Raw genomic sequence first — 17,804 nt, forward strand, 5'->3', positions numbered from 1 at the left:
GGTGTGATGAAGATTAGCCGCGCAGCCAGCGGGCTGCATCTTTTGCAAAATAAGTAATAATAATGTCCGCACCAGCACGTTTCATGCCCGTCAGCATTTCCAGCACAACGGCTTGCTCGTCGATCCAGCCTTGCAATGCCGCTGCTTTTACCATGGAATATTCTCCACTCACATTGTAAGCCACCAAAGGAAGATCAAACTGATCACGAATCGTACGAATCACATCTAGGTAAGCCAGAGCTGGCTTCACCATTAACATATCCGCGCCTTCCAGCACATCGGATTCTGCTTCACGGAGTGCTTCGCGCAGATTGGCAGGGTCCATTTGATATGTTTTGCGATTCCCGAACTGTGGTGCTGAATCCGCTGCTTCGCGGAAAGGGCCATAAAATGCCGAAGCATATTTGACCGAATACGACATAATCGGCACATGCTCAAAGCCGTTCTCATCAAGTCCCGCACGAATTGCGTGAACGAATCCATCCATCATGTTGGAAGGGGCGATAATATCTGCTCCAGCTTTTGCTTGGGATACCGCCGTACGAGTCAAAAGCTCCAGCGAGGCATCGTTGATAACATCGCCATGGACCACACCATTCACCGTATGCGTATGCACCATTCCACAATGTCCGTGATCCGTAAATTCACAAAGGCAGGTATCTGCAACGACCAACAGCTCTGGGTACCACTGCTTGATCAAGCGAGTAGCCTCTTGCACAATTCCATCCTCTGCAAAACCGGAAGAACCGATAGCATCCTTCGTCTCAGGAATCCCGAACAACAATACAGCCGGGATGCCTAGTGCGGCAATCTCGTCCACTTCTGCTTTTAACGTATCCAGCGAAAAATGATACACACCCGGCATCGAGCTAATCTCATTCTTCACACCTGTTCCATAAGTCACAAAAATAGGCTGTACCATATCCAGCACATTCAGTATCGTCTCCCGCACCATGCCACGAATTCCAGCAGAACCGCGCAAACGGCGGTGACGTGTAATTGGAAAGCTCATTTGTTCATCCTCCTGAAAAATAAAATATAAAACCAAATTATGTGTCTGGCAGCAAACTACAACTAGCCGCAGCCAAGTCTAAATTAGCTACAACCAAACCGCCGACCACTGGCTAACTACGTATAGTTGTAGTTTGTGCAACTATCTCGATGTTTTGTCCTAATTGTAAGCTTTAGTTGCATTCTCTACAGTTATTTATTACAAAAGTGCGAAGATTCCTCATTTAGCGGATATTTAATTGCACATACTACAACTAAACTCGACTTTAGCTGATATATAGAAAATTTAATTGTATGAAGTACAACTAAACCTCAAGCAGATCTGCTCACATTAACCTACTGCATATTCTCTACATACCAGTTAATTTACAACCAAATATTATCCTCCGAACTCCATATGTAACTACGTTCGGAGTTCAATTTATATGTTACTTGAAGGTAGCGATGTGGCACTTTTGAGCGTAGATATAACGGCGAGTAAACCAACAAATGTTAGTTAGTAAAAGTAACCGCGAACTCATTAATAACTACCAACTCACGTGTAACCACGAACTATTTAGTAACTACGAACAAACTCTAGCCTGTAATGTAACTAATTATAAGCTGAGCGCTATATTTCTAAGCAGGCACTGCCTTTCTCCGTAGAACAGCTACTACTCTCCCCGCGGAGTAATCAGCTTTTACCTTCCCACCAGAAAGCAAGCTACGTAAGTTAAGCTCACCAGTAAACTATTGCTTCGTTCTATCCTCGATCCGAGCGCTACTGCAGCTGAGTCTCCGCATTCCAGCGGCAGAGCTCCTGCACCAAACTATCTATGGTTGCCTCTTCAGGCAAGAGTCCCGGTGTCAGTCCCGCGTCTACCGCAGTCTGCTCCGTTAACGGGCCGATGCAGGCGATTTTCACATTTGCAAGCAGCGGGAGCGGATCTTCAAGCCCCATCCGTTTCAGGATGTGTATGAAATTACGCACGGTTGACGAGCTGGTGAAGGTTACCGCGTGAACGCGACCTTCCTCTAGCAGCTTCAGCAGCTCGTCGTCATCCTCACCAGTGACAACCGTTTCATAAGTATCCACGTCTGTCACCTGAAGGCCAAGCTCTCTCAGCTTGTCCGGCAGCCAGTCCCGCGCCAGATCGCCGCGCGGCAATAGCACGTTCTGCCCCGGCAGCAGCTGGGGACCGAACGTCTCAATCAGACCTTCCGCCTGAAACTTTGCCGGAAGTTCTTCAGCAATCACCCCGCGCTGCGCCAGCGCGGCGGCTGTGCCTGGCCCCACCGCTGCAATACGCGCGCGGTGTAGCCCGCGAATGTCCGCCCCCAGCTCCGCCAAGTGGCGCCAAAAAAACTCCACGCCGTTCGGGCTAGTGAAGAATACCCAGTCGTACGATTCCAGCGCGCCAAACGCCGCTGCAATCTTCGCCTTCTTCTCTGCCCCTTCCGGCATAATCGTCTCGATCACCGGGAACTCGTAGGGTTCCCCGCCGAGTTCTTCAATTCTATCCACCAGCTCGCTTGCTTGGCTGCGAGCCCGTGTCACCACGATGCGTTTGCCGAATAACGGCATCGCCTCGACCCACTTCAGCTGCTCACGCTGCAGCACCACGTCGCCGACGACGATGACTGCCGGCGGCTGAAAATCCGCCGCCTTCACCTTCGCCTCAATATCGGCGAGGGTTCCCGTCAGCGTCTCCTGATCCGCGCGGGTGCCCCAGCGCACAAGTGCCACTGGTGTTTCTGGCGGCCGCCCGTGCTTGATCAGCTGAGCGCTGATGTAACCTATTTTAGCTACGCCCATCAGAAACACTAACGTTCCTGTGGCGTTCGTTACTTTATCCCAATGAATCGAATGATCTAGTTTATCCGGACTCTCATGCCCGGTGATAATCGACAGGGAAGAAGCATGATCGCGGTGCGTAACAGGTATACCCGCATAGGCAGGTACACTGATCGCTGACGTAATGCCCGGTACGATTTCGTAATAGATCCCATTTTTGCGCAGCAGCTCCGCTTCTTCACCCACCCGGCCAAAAATCGTAGGGTCCCCACCCTTAAGCCGCACCACTGTTTTCCCCTGTAAAGCCAAATCAACTAACAATTGATTAATCTCTTCCTGCTTCATCGTGTGGCGATCCGGCAGCTTGCCTACATAAATCTTCTCCCCGCCGGGTTTCATGCATTTCAGCAATCTAGGACTTGCCAAGCGATCATACACCAGTACGTCGCTTTTTTGGATACACTCGAGGCCTTTCACAGTAATCAGCTTTGCGTCCCCGGGACCTGCACCTACCAAATAAACCTTCCCCGTCAATCCACTCATCCCCTAACGTCTGACAGTATCTTCTCCGCTCCTCTTGCAATCAGCTTTTTAGCGACTTCTTCGCCGAGCTGTACCGGGTCAATCCCCGTGCAAGTTTCTTTCAAAATCGTTGAACCGTCCGGTGTTCCCACCATCCCCGTTAACGAGATTACTTTGTGCTCAGCGGTAGCAGCTTTGGCGGCTGTGTCAAGCACCGCATGAGCACCAATCGGCACTTGGCAGCCGCCATTCAGCACGCCAAGGAACGTGCGCTCCGCCGCTACCGTCAATGCCGTATCGGCATCGTTGTATAATGCCAGCAGCTTCCGCAGGTCAGCGTCATCTGCGCGGCACTCGATGCCGAGTGCGCCCTGCCCTACAGCGGGCAGGCAAACCTCCGGCGGCAGGTAGGCGCTCACGCGATCCTGCCAGCCCATGCGCGACAGCCCCGCCGCTGCCAGCAGGATTGCGTCGTATTCGCCGCTCTCCAGCTTGCGCAGCCGCGAGTCAATGTTGCCGCGCACGGGCTCAATGACCAGATCAGGCCGCAGCGCAGCGAGCTGGCTAGATCGGCGTAGGCTGCTTGTGCCTACGCGTGCACCCTGAGGCAGCTCGTCTAGCGAGACGCCTCCGTTAGAGATCAAAACATCACGCGGATCGACACGCTTCGGCACAGCACCATTGATCAACCCATCCGGTAGCTCGGATGGCATATCCTTCATGCTGTGCACCGCCATGTCGATTTCTTTTTCCAGCATCGCTTGCTCGATTTCTTTCACGAACAACCCTTTGCCGCCTACCTTGGATAAAGTAACGTCAAGAATGCGGTCACCTTTGGTGACGATCTTTTTCACTTCAAAAGTAAATCCAAAACCATGCTCCTCGCTAAGCCGCTCCAGATCAGCAATCACATGTCCCGTTTGCGTCAACGCAAGCGCGCTTTGTCTACTCCCCACTATAACCTTACGCATTTGTCCATTCCTCCTGGTAACGTTCGCCTCTTACTCTTCACCGCAGAACCTTGCACTAGAAATCCAAACCCAAACTAACCAATTAACTACTCTCACTCTAAAAAAGGCATTATTGCCTTTGAATTCGCTACTTCGGATAATTCCCGCCGAATTTGAGGCATTTTTGCTTTTTATTTAGCTCCTTCGGCGATTGTTGCTCATTTATAGGGCATTTTTGCCTCTCTTTTTGCTAATTTGGCTGTTGTTGCTCAATTTAAAGGCATTTTTGCCTTTCTTTTAACTCCTTCGACGACTGTTGCTTATTTAGAGGGCATTTGTGCCTCTCTTTTGGCTAAATTGGCTGTTGTTGCTAAATTGGCTGTTGTTGCTCAATCTAAAGGCATTTTTGCCTTTCATAAGCTCATTCGGCGACTGTTGCTTATTTTAAGGGCATTGTTACCGTACATTCCGCCATCCAAGCTACTTAAGCTCAATTCAACAGTATTTATACCGTACATTCCACCATCTCAGCTACTTCAACCCAATTCAACGGGATTTATACCGTACATTCCGCCATCTCTGCTACTTAAGCCCAATTCAACAGTATTTTTACCTTACATTCCACCATCTCAGCTACTTAAGCTCAATTCAACGGGATTTATACCGTACATTCCACCATCTCAGCTACTTAAGCTCAATTCAACAGTATTTTTACCTTACATTCCGCCATCCCAGCCACTACGAGCCAACTCAGCCATTCATTATAGTTACTCAAAACCGCTCATCCACTTCATATCTTAATCTAACCCAATTTTCTAATCTTTACAGTGTCCACGCGCACTTTTACTCCACCCGTTGCTGAGCAATCCAAGCGTCCATATCCTCCGGGCTCCACGCTATGAAGGTACCCATACTCATCTCGTTCAACACATCCAGCGCGCCTAGCTTCCGCAAAAGCCTTCCACGAACTTCAGCAGAAGGTTCTTTTTCCTTAATCCGGGTACGCATGGCATGCACAAAATCCAAATATGGCTCATACGCCGCATCCAGCGCTTTTTCAAGCACATTTTTGATCTTCGTTGCCGCAAGCGGGCCAGCACCCGAAGTAGATACAGCTACCGTCAAACGTCCCCTCCGAACCACTCCGGGCGTGATAAAGTTTCCCGCTTCCGCATGGCTGGCCACATTCACATGAATTCCAAGCCGTCTAGACTCCCGCGCAACCTCTTCATTAACCGCCCTATCGTTAGTGGCTGCATATACGAGAAAGGCCCCACGGAGATCTCCGGGAGCATAAGTACGGTCCATCCAGATCAGAAGACCTTTTTCAGCTAGAGAATCAAGCGGATCTGTCAAAGAAGGACTAATCACCTTAACCGCCGCTCCAGCTTCCAACAGCCCGCTCACCTTACGTTCAGCCACGACACCACCGCCAATAACCACACAGGGCTGCCCTTCACAATCCAGCATTATGGGTAAATAACGCGTCATGCCCTTCACTCCCCGCTCCAACCGTGAAAATCAGACCAAGAATTCAACAGAAAATTTAAGATAATAAAAGCATATCCTAAAATCGCCCAGCGAGCCATACTTACTCTACTTTTCCGCCCGGACTTCTTAAAGATAATATAAAATATGTAAATCCCAAGACCGATAAGAGTCGTTAATACTTTTAAATCCTTCAATAAAAGCGTCCGTCCCTCAGAAACTATAGATAAACCCGCCACCACCAGCGATATTCCCAGCAAAGGAGTGCCCACCAAAATAGCGGTATAAGAGTATTTATCTGTAGTCTCCAGGTTCGGCAAACGACGGATCCGGTCGCTCCATTTCTTGCTTTTGAGTCTGGTGTGCAGGAACAAGTACAATATTGCAAAAACCGTCCCTAACGTCAGTGCTGCAAAACTCATATTTGCCAAAATCACATGCATCGTCAGCCAGCCATACACCGCACTCCAAGTCTCAAGCGTATGCCCACCCGCCGTCAGCCACACCCGATTAAGCAGAAAAACACTAAACCCGGCCATACTGAGCAGCAAAATCGTAAACTCGCCACCACGTGTAAAAGCCACCGCAAGCGAAGTCAGCACAATACTAAACGCAAACCAAAACAAGAAATCATAAGGTGTAAAAATAGGCAGGCCTTTCTCCTGAGAGAAACGAATTCCAAGTCCTGCAACTTGCAAAAGACCCACAACAACAAGAAGCCCCGTGCCTAACCGCTTCCCACCCGGACTCCTTTTAAGGCAATCCGAGAAAACAAACAGCAGGCTCAGGGCATAGACCAGCAGAGCGGCGTCATATATTCCGTTCAGCAGTTGCATATTATTCACCCGCCCAGCAAGCCTGCCGGAGCAAGCGCCGTTTTAGGCACAGAGAAATCAGCGCTGCCAGCCGTACGTTCTCCAGAACTAGACTGCTTCACCGGGGCAATGTCTCCATCATCTGAATCGGATTTGAGCTGTTCCTGCAACGCAAAGATTTTGGAAAAATAATCAAGAGCTTCATTCCCTTGCTTACCGCCGGACAGCTCTTTAATTACATTGATCGGATCATGCATCATCTGGTTCACGATACTTTTAGTCAGGCGGCGGATCACTTTCCGCTGATGCTCGTCCAGCTCGGGCAGCTTGTTGAACAGACTCTCCATCGTTTCTTCATGAATCGTATTCGATTTATCCTGGAGCGCCCGGATCACCGGTCTTACCCCAAGCGTCTTGAGCCACAGTTGGAACTCATCCATTTCTTCGCTGATCATCACTTCAATCTTCGCAGCTTCACTTCGGCGCATTTCCAGATTATTCTCCACAATGCCCTCCAGATCGTCAATATCATACAAAAAAACATCCGGCACACTTGCCGCCGCAGGATCAATATCACGTGGTACAGCAATATCAATCATAAAAAGCGGCCGCGAAGGGCGGCGTTTCATAGCATGCGCTACCTTATCAGCCGTAAGCACATACCCGTCTGCTCCTGTTGAGCTGATCACGATATCTACTTCATTTAGAGTTGTTAACGCATCTTCAATCGTGCTTGGCTTACCCGAGAACTTCTCCGCCAATTCAATCGCACGCGACAGCGTACGGTTAGCGACAATCACTTCTGCAGCACCACTACTGTATAGATGCTTCACGGTAAGCTCGCTCATTTTGCCGGCGCCGAGAATCAGCACTTTTTTCCCAGTGAACATGCCAAAAATCCGCTTGCCCAGCTCCACAGCCGCATAACTGACCGATACTGCGCTCTCGCCGATTGACGTTTCACTATGTGCTCTTTTGCCGAGCGTCACCGCTTGCTTGAACAACCGATTGAACCAAGTTCCAGTTACACCCTCAGCCTGAGCTGTGAGAAAAGAACTCCGCACCTGTCCCAGGATCTGCGTCTCCCCAATCACCATGGAATCCAGGCCGCAAGTCACGCGGAACAAATGCGCAATCGCCTGTTCGTCTTCATAAATATACATATGCTGAGCAAATTGCTCGCTTTTCACACCAAACCATTGCTCCATAAAGCCGCGGATGAAATAACCAGCCATATGAAGGCGGTCCATCACCACATAAATTTCCGTACGGTTGCAGGTAGCTACTAAGACCCCTTCTAGCACACCCTTCGTCTTCATCAGTTGATGGAGCGCTGCCGGAAGATCACTTTCCGCAAAAGCAAACTGTTCCCGAACCTCCACGGGAGCCGTACGATAATTCAGGCCAACGACGACGATGTGCATCGATAGTTCACCATCCTAGTCTCTATAAGTTGCTGAAATCCAATTATATAAATTAATATCTTACATACCGTTCACTTTCACAACATCTCAAAACACTGTGTTAAGTATATCACACGAAAATAAGACTTTTTACAGATTTTTTGAACGCTTTATGAAATCCAGATAATAATTATTATAAATAAAAAACCGTAGGTTCGCTACGGTTAGGATGAGTTATTTTTAGCTAATTTATAAGGTTGTGATAGCAAAAAGGAAACATTAGGGCCTACTAGTTCTTAAAATTGTCAAAAATTCCGTTCTCAAAAAAAAAATAAGTCACTGCTCAGTGACTTAAAACTTCTCAGCCAAAAGAGATAGACCTCGGAAGTTATATAGTAGACTCTACTCTTTTCAGAAGTCGCCGATGCTTAGACCAAACTTTAACCCAAACACGATTTTCATCATCCAGATAAAAACGAATATTCACTAATTTTAAAGGCGTCCATATTTCTTTAAAATAGTAATTAGGCATTTGGCGTCTCTCCCACGAGAATAATATTGATATAGTTATAAGTATAAAACTATTAAACAATATTGTTTGTCGTAATGCGCCTTAAGCCAAGATAAGAAAAAAACTGTTTTTGTCGGATTATAGTGAACATTCTACAGCAGATTAGCGAAACCAGTTCTTAATCTGATCAAGAGTACTTTTTGCCTCCGGACCATTGTAACCAAAGGTGTTGCCGATCATTTTTACATACTCGTTGAACGTTGTTTCTCTACTCTTTCGGTCACTCCACCAGCGTTTAGCGTTATATCCTGATGCTGAACCCACATACGTCAGCTCAATCTCCGATTTTTTGTACACACGACCAAAAAGAAATTTCACCCTCCGCATGTGAAAGTCAGAGGAAATAACAATCGCAGATTTAAAACCGTATTCCTTCATTATAGGAAGAGTGTACTCGGCATTCTGATAAGTGCTATCCGCCGCGTTCTCGGTATAAATAACGTCCTGGGGTATGCCTAAAGCTAGGGCGGTTTGGACCATGTCACCTGATTTACTCGTTAACTCTTTAGCATTGGAAAGAATTATATAAGGAGCATAGCCTGCTTTATATAACTCAGCTGCCTTTTCCACACGGCCTTGGCCTCCGCTTAGGACGATGATGACATCTGATTGTTTGGGAGATTCAGATAGAACTAAGAAACGGCCTGCACTGAATAAACCAGTAATTAACAATAGCAAGCATACGAAAAGGACAAATCTTTTATTCATTAAATTACCTTTTCTTTTCTTAACCGTTAAGTCGTGCATAAATCACTTATGCGATTCGTTACTAAGGATTTGTTGCCACCATTCAGCATTATCAATATACCATTGGATCGTCTGCGCAATTCCGGTCTCAAAAGTATAAGTTGGCTTCCAACCTAAATTCTCAAGTTTCGTTGGATCAATGGCGTAGCGTTTATCATGTCCTAATCTATCTGTTACAAATTCAATCAAATCTTCAGATTTTCCCAAGGTACTGATAATCGTCTTAACTACTTCAAGATTAGTTCTCTCATTATGACCACCCACATTATAAACTTCACCACTTACTCCTTCGTGCACGACAAGGTCAATGGCCGCACAGTGATCCCAGACATGGAGCCAGTCGCGAATATTTTTCCCGTCTCCGTATACAGGAACCTTCTCTTCATTTAATACTCTTGAGATGGTCAGTGGAATCAGTTTTTCAGGAAAATGATACGGTCCGTAATTATTCGAGCAGCGTGTTATGTTCATTGGTAAACCAAAGGTCTCATAATACGCACGGACTAGTAAATCAGACGCCGTTTTACTAGCACTATAAGGACTGTTAGGCTGCAAAGGTGTTTCTTCGGTAAAAAATACAGTAGGATCAAAATCGAGTTCACCATACACTTCATCCGTAGAGACATGGAGGAATTTAGTAATGCCGAATTTTTTAGCTGCATCCAGTAGTACCTGTGTCCCCATAACATTCGTACGAACGAATATCGCAGGATCACTAATTGAGCGATCCACATGACTCTCCGCAGCAAAATGAACAACATAATCGAATTTCTCCAACTCAAAAAGAGACAATATTGCCTCTCGGTCAGCAATATCAGCTTGAACAAACCGATAATTGGATTTGGACTCAATATCCTTATGTTTCGTTAGATCACCCGCATAAGTTAGCAAATCCAAATTCACAATATCATAATGCGGATATTTATCTACCATATACTGTACGAAGTTGCCTCCAATAAATCCGGCACCACCCGTAACCAGCATCTTTTGCTTACTCAATGAACGCACTCCCGATCTATTAGCTTTATTAGTTATTGTAAAAAAAATTCAAATTAGCATCTTTTAATAAAGGCGCCTTCTCATCCTTGGCAGATAATACAGGTGTAATATGAAGAGGCCATTCGATGCCAATAGAAGGATCATTCCACAGAATACCCCCATCACATTCCGGGGCATAAAGCTCATCGCACTTATACTGAACCTCTACGTCTTCTGTTAGTGTCATGAATCCATGTGCGAATCCTTTTGGGATCAGCAGTTGCTTTTTGTTCTCAGCATTCAGTTCAATGCCGAACCATTTACTATAGGTAGGACTACCTTTTCTGATATCTACGGCTACATCAAAAATAGCACCACGTGTACAACGAACCAATTTCGTCTGTGCCTTGGGATGTAATTGATAGTGCAAACCACGTAATGTTCCTTTAGTCGCAGAGTAGGATTGGTTATCTTGTACAAACTCCATATCTATTCCATGCTCTTTAAACTTAGCTCCGCTATACGTCTCCATAAACCAACCGCGGTGGTCCCCAAAAACAGCCGGTTCAACGACTAATACGCCTTGCAATAAGGTTTCTGTAATTTTCATCACTGCCACACTTTCAGTTATTAGTATTGTATTTTACCTGTAGCTACTTTCATCAAATACTGACCATACCCCGTCTTACTTAACTTCTCCCCGCAATTCCACAAGTGTTCTTTAGTAATCCATCCATTAATATATGCAATTTCCTCCGGAGCGGCGATCTTGATTCCTTGATGATCTTCAATAGTCCGTACAAAGTTAGTTGCGTCGACAAGACTTTGATGAGTTCCTGTATCTAACCAGGTGAATCCCCGACCTAGAAGTTCCACATCAAGCTCACCAAGATTTAAGTAAGCTTCATTAATGGAGGTAATCTCCAATTCTCCACGTGAAGAGACCTCAACGTTCTTAGCAATCTCAATAACTCTGTTATCATAAAAATATAGACCAGTAATTGCGTAGTTAGATTTTGGCTGTGTTGGTTTTTCTTCTACGCTCAATACTTTACCTTCTTCATTAAATTCTACAACACCGAATCGTTCTGGATCTTGCACGTGATATCCGAACACCGTTGCTCCTTGTTGTTTAGAAGAAGCACGTTGCAACATCTTCCGCATTCCATTTCCATAGTAGATATTATCTCCAAGGATCATGGCAACTGAATCACTACCTATAAAATCCTCACCCAGAATAAATGCCTGAGCTAAACCGTCAGGTGTAGGTTGCACTATATATTGTAATGATATTCCAAATTGGGAACCGTCACCTAATAAGCTCTCGAACCTAGGCGTGTCCTCTGGAGTGGAAATAATAAGAATCTCTTTAATACCCGCTAGCATTAATGTGGATAGTGGATAGTAAATCATTGGTTTGTCGTAAATAGGTAAAAGCTGCTTACTTGTGACCATTGTTAATGGGTATAGGCGCGTACCGCTGCCGCCTGCTAGGATAATGCCTTTCATGAATTAAATCTCCTTTATAAATATTTTTTCTTTCTAGCCATACAATTACACTGGAATGTAGTTTTAAATTTTCAATGAGACTTCATTCTTTAAGCCCAGTTCATTCTTTATTTTCGTTGTTGAAATTTCAGGTGTTCTACTCAAATATATGACTTCACATACATCTTTTAAATAATCAAACTTTCCTTTCCAGTCATCTCCCATAACAAAAGTATCTACTTGGAATTCAGTTATATCAAGAGATTTTTGTTCCCAATTATTTTCAGGAATCACCAAATCTACATATCGAATTGATTCAACAAGTTTTTTTCTTTCCTCATACGAAAAATAACATTGTTTTCCTTTAATCTCATTAAATTCGTTAGTCGATAAAGCAACGATTAAATAATCCCCTTGTTCCTTAGCTCCCTTTAAAATATTTATGTGTCCATAATGTAGTAAATCAAATGTTCCATAAGTAATAACTTTTTTCATTAGGAATCCCCCCAAAATTTCATCTAATATTTGTTCTAAAGAATTATAAAGCATATAGATTAATTATTTTTTTGATTCACCAGTAGCTTATCTTTAGTTATAATAACCCACAAACGTATTAGTAGAACGCAAGATTCTGTTATACAGGTTAATATGCATATATTATAAACATTCAATATCCCAAATAAATACATACATGTTAATCCCATGATTTGTATAATTGCACCAAATATAGTAGAGATGTTTGCGTATTTTGCTAATCCTAATGGAGATAATGTTGGAAATCCTAATAAATAATTTGGTAAAGCTAGAACTATAAGTGGTAAAAGTAATCTTAGTATTGGTGTTGCGTCTCTAAATTCTTGTCCAAACAACATAACACAAATAGATTCAGCGAAAATCCCAATTATAATACACCCAATTATAATTAACGGTAAACATAATACTAATATTTTATTAAGTAATTTGTAATTCTTATTTTTGATCATATATGGGTATAAACTATCAGCAATTGGTGCAAATCCTCCACGAGCCGTTGCAACTAATTTATTGGCAGAAGTAAAGTATCCAACTATATTTCCAGTAGGATAAATAAAACCTAAAATAAATGTATTAGATGCATCATATATAGAAGTAGCAATTCTTGAGAGAAAATAAAAACTTGATTTCACAAAAGTCTCCCATATAAACGTAAAGTCAATCTTTATAAACTTAATTTTCAACTTTCTCAATACATGAAAATAAACAATAAACACAGCTCCTACTGAGCCAATTATGTTTAGTATTGGCACAAGATAATATTGACTTCTTTCTTTCAAAAAAATAAAAATCATTATTGTAAAGAAAAGTTTCACAGCCACTGTTCTATATGTAATAATCTTCATTTTTTCTAAACCTCTGTATAAATAATCCGGTAGCATTGAATTTATCACAACATAAATAAAAAACAAAATATACAACCATACGTCATTTCTTAGCTGAGGAACTATTGCGCAAAATATTAATAACAATAGGAGAGAAACAATTGCAAGAAATATCTTTGATATTGTTACTGCTGTCATAATTTTAGATAAATTTTCTCTATTATCCTTATGTTTAGCCACATCTGCAGTTGCTGAAAGAATAAATCCAAAATCTAATATTAATTGAAAATATATAGAAACAGCCGTTGCAAATCCTAATTTTCCAAAGTATTCAGGACCCAGTATTCTGGTTTGATAAGGAATAGTAATAAACCCAAAAAAATAATTTGAAAATGTTAGAATATAGAGCATAATAGTATTATTTATAAGTGTCTTATTTTTCTCACTACTCATAAAGTTAGTCACGCTTTCTAACGAAATTCATCATTTCATTATGATTTGTTTGATTTTTTTTACAACCTGATTTGAAGCATCACCATTTTCTTTTATTCCTAACTTTAACAAAAACTCATTAACTTGTATTTTATATTTATTTGAATCATATCGTTCTATTATTTTTAATAATTGATCCGTATTTTCTGCTAAGGGATACGGTAAAGTATGAATATCAAAATAAAAGTCCCTATCCTCTACGTAAGAATTAATATCTGGAGCATATAATACCACTGGTTTATTCATGAAAGAAAATTCAAACATTGTACTTGAATAATCAGTTAATAGAATCTCACTTGCTGCCAATATTTCATACATATCAGCATAATTTGTCGCATCAATTATCGAAGATGTATATTCCATAAAATTGCTCATCGCTGATAAATTAGGATGTAATCTAACTAAAACAATCCATTCACCACCAAATTTTTTTTTCAGAACACTAATTAATTGTTCAAAATCAATATTATATATCTCTGTATTAGAATCCACTCTAAAAGTGGGAGCATAAGTAAGAATTTGTGATGAGCTATTAATATTAAAGTGACGTTTAACTTTTTCTTCTATTTCTAATGAATTATGCATTAATATATCGCATCTTGGTGAACCGCATTCTAATATATCTCCTTTATACCAAAAAGCCGTTCGGTATAACTCAGTACAAAAATCGCTGTTTGAAAGTAATAAATTCGTCATCTTAGAGTCATGTTTTGATAAGTGAAGGTATGCATTACTTAATTTATCCTCGACATCTCGCTCTATTTTTTTCAAGGATATTCCTCCGTGCCAAGTTTGAATATAAAATTGATTCTTTTTTTTAGGAGGATAAAATACCTTCCTTGTATTATCAATCCAAACCCTTGCTGTTGCTAATTCATATAATCCTTTAAGAGATTTATATTCAACAACTTTAATATAGTTAGGTATTTCATATTGATATTGATATTGATTTTTATTATTAAGTAACCAAACTACCTCGTAATCCATTTTATTTTCTTCTAATAATTTTTCGACTATGTATTTTCCATTATCCCCATAAGATTTTCCGAAAAAATTACAAACTACTATTTTATTGTTTTGAATAGGAAAAAGCCAAAATAAATAATTGAAATTTCCATTTAATAAGCGATAAAAAAGCAATTGTATTTTAAAAGGTATTAGCTTCTTTATTTTGTTTTTCATCTCCATCCAACTTTCTGATATTTCTTTTTTATAACGATGTCCTTTATTAGTTGATGATTTCGTTCCCTTCTATTACATCTTCTTTTGCATAAAGTATTAAAACAAATGAGGAGAGATACAACCAGTAGTGATTAAAACCAACACTTAAAAAAACTGCATAGACTATAAGAGTAAGATAAATTGAATAATTAGCTTCATCAACAATCTTCTTAAGTATTCTTGAAATATATAAAAAAACAAAAACTGAAAATCCACCATATATTTTCAAATATGAGAAAACAAAATTATGTGGATTAGTATATCTATAGGCTTGTCCTAACTCTTTTGCCAGATTCAAGCTGTAAATGTAAAAGTCATTCTCTGTCATTCCTGTTAATAAGAATTTCGGTTCACTCTTAAATATCATTACAAGATTTTTATTAGTTATAAATCTAAAATAATTTGACATATCCGCAATATTAAATAACCTTGTAAAATTACTATCATAAATATACAATTTACCAGTTCTATAAAGAAAATCATATACCAATGCGATACATAACAATAAAACAGATGATAACGTTAATATTTTTATAAACGATGTCCTTATAATCAATTTATGTGTGATGAGTTTAGATTTAATAATCGGAAAATTTATTAATAATAAGATAAGAAATGCCAATAAATAGGTTCTCGATAAAGTAAAGAGACCAAGAAATAGAATTAAGTTACCAACATTTTTATTCCTTTTTCGGATGATTAATGCCAGAAATAATATAGCTAACCCAGATTGGTTTATTTCTTTTATCGATGTATGAATTAATCTTCCATCCCCTATATACATCAGGCTATATACTATAGTTGCAATTAGAGCAACCCAAATGATTTTTGAAGTTTGAAGAACTTTCTTTATCTCATTCTTATATTCAATTATTTTATAAAGTACTACGATCCCAATGAATTGAAAGAAATCTAATGATTTTGTTATAAGAGCCAATCCTAATATAGCAATGATAAAGAATAACTCAAATAGATTAATTTTTTTCAACATCAGTAGATAAAGAATACATATAAAAGCTAAATAAATAAATTTTATAATTGGATATCCATTACTCTCAAAATAATATGTAGGCAATATATATGAACATAAAAAAATCATATAAACCAAAAGTTTAATAACCACAGAAGAAGTTCCTGTTTTTTGTAATAACATTATAATGCCCCTTCTTTGTCACTTCTCTTACTAAATCAGTTTAATCTGAAAAAAAGACTTTTAACCCTCTTAAAAACACTTATTGGGAAACTCAATAAATTAATATGAATACATAATAAGTTCATTATCAGTTTTCTATTCACAGGCATTGGAGATTTAATTAATAATGAATAACTAGTTCTTAAATCTTTTGTAAGTTTTGCGATGATTTCCTCTTTATTTGAAACATTATCAGCAAATCCATATACTGCGATTTTTGATAAAAGAGAAAAGTATGACCTAGCTTGCTTCATTCTTGCAAGCTTTAAAATTGTTGGATCTTGTATAGACAAAGCTAGCTCCACTAACTGATCTCCAACAATTAAAATATCAAAATCCTTCTCCTTAAATCCACTCCTTGTAATGCTTGAGCCATCCTGAAAATAAAAATATGATATTTTGTTGCTTTTAATATAACGTTTTGCTTTTTGTAACAGTATGAAATTAGTAGCTCCATCTTCAAATAATTGTCCTGTGGGAAATCTTAAATCGGAGAATAATTCTTTTTTATATAATTTAATCCATACAGGGTAATCAGCAATACGCTTAGACATCCCTTCAAATAAATAATATTGCAAACTTTCATTACCTTCATAAAGTTTCACCTCTATAGGTGGTTGATTGAATTTACTAGTTCCATTTGTTAATACATATGTAACAGAAGATATATCGCAATCATATTCTTCAAGTATATTTAAGAGGTATTCAAACATATCCTTTGTAACCCAATCATCACTATCCACAAATCCTATATATTTCCCCTCTGCAACATCTATTCCGATGTTTCTTGCCGAACTTAAACCTCCATTTTCTTTATGAATTACTCTCACGCGATTGTCCCGCCTCGCAAAAGCATCACAAATAGCTCCACAATTATCAGGTGATCCATCATCTACTAAAATTAGTTCGAAATCTTGAAATGTTTGAGCTAAGATGGACTCTACACAACGTTCTAAATATGGTTCTACCTTATAAACAGGAACTATTATACTAATTTTAGGCATCTTAAATTCTCCGTCCTAGCAAATATAGATCTTATACAATCTATAATAAGATTATCTTCCTCATCATTAACGCAGATCAAGTCGGCATTTCCAAAAAGAAAAAAGTGAAGAAGTTTCCAAAAAGATGGATGTTCCTTGCTTTCATCAAATTATATTAGGAAATGCACTCTATGTTGAGACCCATAATTGCTTTTTTTCATCAAATTGCTTTATGACTCTGGCTGGATTGCCCACAGCTATACTATTTTCAGGAACATTTTTTGTTACAACAGAATTGGCTCCAATAATACTCCCATGACCTATATTAACACCTGGTAAGATAGATATATTCTCACCTAACCAAACATTATTTCCAATCACAACTTTCTTATAATGCAGAGGCCGTTTATTAGGAGGTACATTTGGTACAGATACATTACTTCCTTGATTATATTCACCATGATTTGTATCCGTAATAAATATTCTCGAAGCCATAAGAACTCCGTTTCCAATCTCCACTTTATAGTTAGCGACAATATGTGCTAAATCTCCAATTACACAGTCAGAACCTATAACTAGTTTGTCCTTAACCTTTATTCCATTCATTTCAATTCGACAATTATACCCTGTAGTAAAACCAGATCCGTATGTCATGCATTTTTTACCTCTCACACGAATAGGTAGTCGTATAAGTCTAGCCTTTTTCCAAAATAATTTGGTATATAAAAATGAAATTCCATTGGTTATTAGTTCACTAAACCCATAATTACTTGTCCTGTCAGCTCCCACTATTAATCTCTCCTATATAAAG

16 protein-coding genes are annotated in these 17,804 nt (G+C 40.3%); all 16 read right to left on the reverse strand.

All coding sequences use genetic code 11. From position 1 onward, the window contains the following. Nucleotides 1-13: 13 nt before the first annotated feature. Nucleotides 14-1,012, reverse strand: a complete 999-nt coding sequence (gene hemB / locus MHB37_RS25545; protein ID WP_076129402.1) for a porphobilinogen synthase — start codon at nt 1,010-1,012, stop codon at nt 14-16. A 759-nt stretch (nt 1,013-1,771) separates the two neighbouring features. Continuing rightward, a complete protein-coding gene (cobA, locus tag MHB37_RS25550) occupies nt 1,772-3,319 on the reverse strand; it encodes a uroporphyrinogen-III C-methyltransferase (protein ID WP_340394530.1) in 1,548 nt (515 codons plus the stop codon). Nucleotides 3,320-3,324: 5 nt separating this feature from the next. Beyond that, entirely contained in the window at nt 3,325-4,278 is a 954-nt protein-coding gene (gene hemC / locus MHB37_RS25555) for a hydroxymethylbilane synthase (RefSeq protein WP_076129403.1), read from the reverse strand. Between the two features lie 822 nt (nt 4,279-5,100). Next, a complete protein-coding gene (locus MHB37_RS25560) occupies nt 5,101-5,748 on the reverse strand; it encodes a bifunctional precorrin-2 dehydrogenase/sirohydrochlorin ferrochelatase (RefSeq protein ID WP_405168661.1) in 648 nt (215 codons plus the stop codon). A 5-nt stretch (nt 5,749-5,753) separates the two neighbouring features. Then, nucleotides 5,754-6,581 (reverse strand): cytochrome c biogenesis protein CcsA, encoded by an 828-nt coding sequence (gene ccsA / locus MHB37_RS25565; RefSeq protein WP_405168662.1) that lies wholly within the window; start codon nt 6,579-6,581, stop codon nt 5,754-5,756. A 5-nt stretch (nt 6,582-6,586) separates the two neighbouring features. After that, a complete protein-coding gene (gene hemA, locus MHB37_RS25570; protein ID WP_076194493.1) occupies nt 6,587-7,984 on the reverse strand; it encodes a glutamyl-tRNA reductase in 1,398 nt (465 codons plus the stop codon). A 652-nt stretch (nt 7,985-8,636) separates the two neighbouring features. Continuing rightward, the gene (locus MHB37_RS25575; RefSeq protein ID WP_405168663.1) at nt 8,637-9,242 is read right to left on the reverse strand and encodes a YdcF family protein; all 606 of its coding nucleotides are present in this window, start codon (nt 9,240-9,242) and stop codon (nt 8,637-8,639) included. A gap of 42 nt (nt 9,243-9,284) precedes the next feature. Further along, nucleotides 9,285-10,280, reverse strand: a complete 996-nt coding sequence (gene rfbB, locus MHB37_RS25580; RefSeq protein ID WP_076194495.1) for a dTDP-glucose 4,6-dehydratase — start codon at nt 10,278-10,280, stop codon at nt 9,285-9,287. A 28-nt stretch (nt 10,281-10,308) separates the two neighbouring features. Then, entirely contained in the window at nt 10,309-10,869 is a 561-nt protein-coding gene (rfbC, locus tag MHB37_RS25585; RefSeq protein WP_076129409.1) for a dTDP-4-dehydrorhamnose 3,5-epimerase, read from the reverse strand. Between the two features lie 20 nt (nt 10,870-10,889). Next, complete coding sequence (gene rfbA, locus MHB37_RS25590; RefSeq protein WP_076179300.1) at nt 10,890-11,768, reverse strand: glucose-1-phosphate thymidylyltransferase RfbA; 879 nt, start codon at nt 11,766-11,768, stop codon at nt 10,890-10,892. A 63-nt stretch (nt 11,769-11,831) separates the two neighbouring features. Next, nucleotides 11,832-12,242, reverse strand: coding sequence for a glycerol-3-phosphate cytidylyltransferase (gene tagD, locus MHB37_RS25595; RefSeq protein WP_076194498.1), 411 nt, complete (start codon nt 12,240-12,242; stop codon nt 11,832-11,834). A 59-nt stretch (nt 12,243-12,301) separates the two neighbouring features. Then, on the reverse strand, nt 12,302-13,558 hold the full coding sequence (locus tag MHB37_RS25600; protein WP_076194500.1) for an oligosaccharide flippase family protein: 1,257 nt from the start codon (nt 13,556-13,558) through the stop codon (nt 12,302-12,304). Between the two features lie 30 nt (nt 13,559-13,588). Then, nucleotides 13,589-14,779, reverse strand: a complete 1,191-nt coding sequence (locus MHB37_RS25605) for a CDP-glycerol glycerophosphotransferase family protein (RefSeq protein WP_076194502.1) — start codon at nt 14,777-14,779, stop codon at nt 13,589-13,591. 46 nt (nt 14,780-14,825) lie between these two features. After that, entirely contained in the window at nt 14,826-15,971 is a 1,146-nt protein-coding gene (locus MHB37_RS25610; protein ID WP_076194505.1) for a hypothetical protein, read from the reverse strand. Nucleotides 15,972-16,006: 35 nt separating this feature from the next. Then, a complete protein-coding gene (locus tag MHB37_RS25615; RefSeq protein WP_076194508.1) occupies nt 16,007-17,014 on the reverse strand; it encodes a glycosyltransferase family 2 protein in 1,008 nt (335 codons plus the stop codon). A 168-nt stretch (nt 17,015-17,182) separates the two neighbouring features. Beyond that, nucleotides 17,183-17,782: a DapH/DapD/GlmU-related protein gene (locus tag MHB37_RS25620; protein ID WP_256717245.1), complete on the reverse strand. Its 600-nt coding sequence runs from the start codon at nt 17,780-17,782 to the stop codon at nt 17,183-17,185. Between the last annotated feature and the right edge of the window lie 22 nt (nt 17,783-17,804).

It is taken from the genome of Paenibacillus sp. FSL H3-0286 (assembly GCF_045040705.1).
Classification (GTDB): domain Bacteria; phylum Bacillota; class Bacilli; order Paenibacillales; family Paenibacillaceae; genus Paenibacillus_AQ; species Paenibacillus_AQ odorifer.

Coding starts and splice junctions, on each gene's coding strand:
- hemB (WP_076129402.1), bottom strand. CDS start 1,012: ATGAGCTTTCCAATTACACGTCACCGCCGTTTGCGCGGTTCTGCTGGA.
- hemC (WP_076129403.1), bottom strand. CDS start 4,278: ATGCGTAAGGTTATAGTGGGGAGTAGACAAAGCGCGCTTGCGTTGACG.
- MHB37_RS25560 (WP_405168661.1), bottom strand. CDS start 5,748: ATGACGCGTTATTTACCCATAATGCTGGATTGTGAAGGGCAGCCCTGT.
- ccsA (WP_405168662.1), bottom strand. CDS start 6,581: ATGCAACTGCTGAACGGAATATATGACGCCGCTCTGCTGGTCTATGCC.
- hemA (WP_076194493.1), bottom strand. CDS start 7,984: ATGCACATCGTCGTCGTTGGCCTGAATTATCGTACGGCTCCCGTGGAG.
- MHB37_RS25575 (WP_405168663.1), bottom strand. CDS start 9,242: ATGAATAAAAGATTTGTCCTTTTCGTATGCTTGCTATTGTTAATTACT.
- rfbC (WP_076129409.1), bottom strand. CDS start 10,869: ATGAAAATTACAGAAACCTTATTGCAAGGCGTATTAGTCGTTGAACCG.
- rfbA (WP_076179300.1), bottom strand. CDS start 11,768: ATGAAAGGCATTATCCTAGCAGGCGGCAGCGGTACGCGCCTATACCCA.
- tagD (WP_076194498.1), bottom strand. CDS start 12,242: ATGAAAAAAGTTATTACTTATGGAACATTTGATTTACTACATTATGGA.
- MHB37_RS25600 (WP_076194500.1), bottom strand. CDS start 13,558: ATGAGTAGTGAGAAAAATAAGACACTTATAAATAATACTATTATGCTC.
- MHB37_RS25605 (WP_076194502.1), bottom strand. CDS start 14,779: ATGAAAAACAAAATAAAGAAGCTAATACCTTTTAAAATACAATTGCTT.
- MHB37_RS25610 (WP_076194505.1), bottom strand. CDS start 15,971: ATGTTATTACAAAAAACAGGAACTTCTTCTGTGGTTATTAAACTTTTG.
- MHB37_RS25615 (WP_076194508.1), bottom strand. CDS start 17,014: ATGCCTAAAATTAGTATAATAGTTCCTGTTTATAAGGTAGAACCATAT.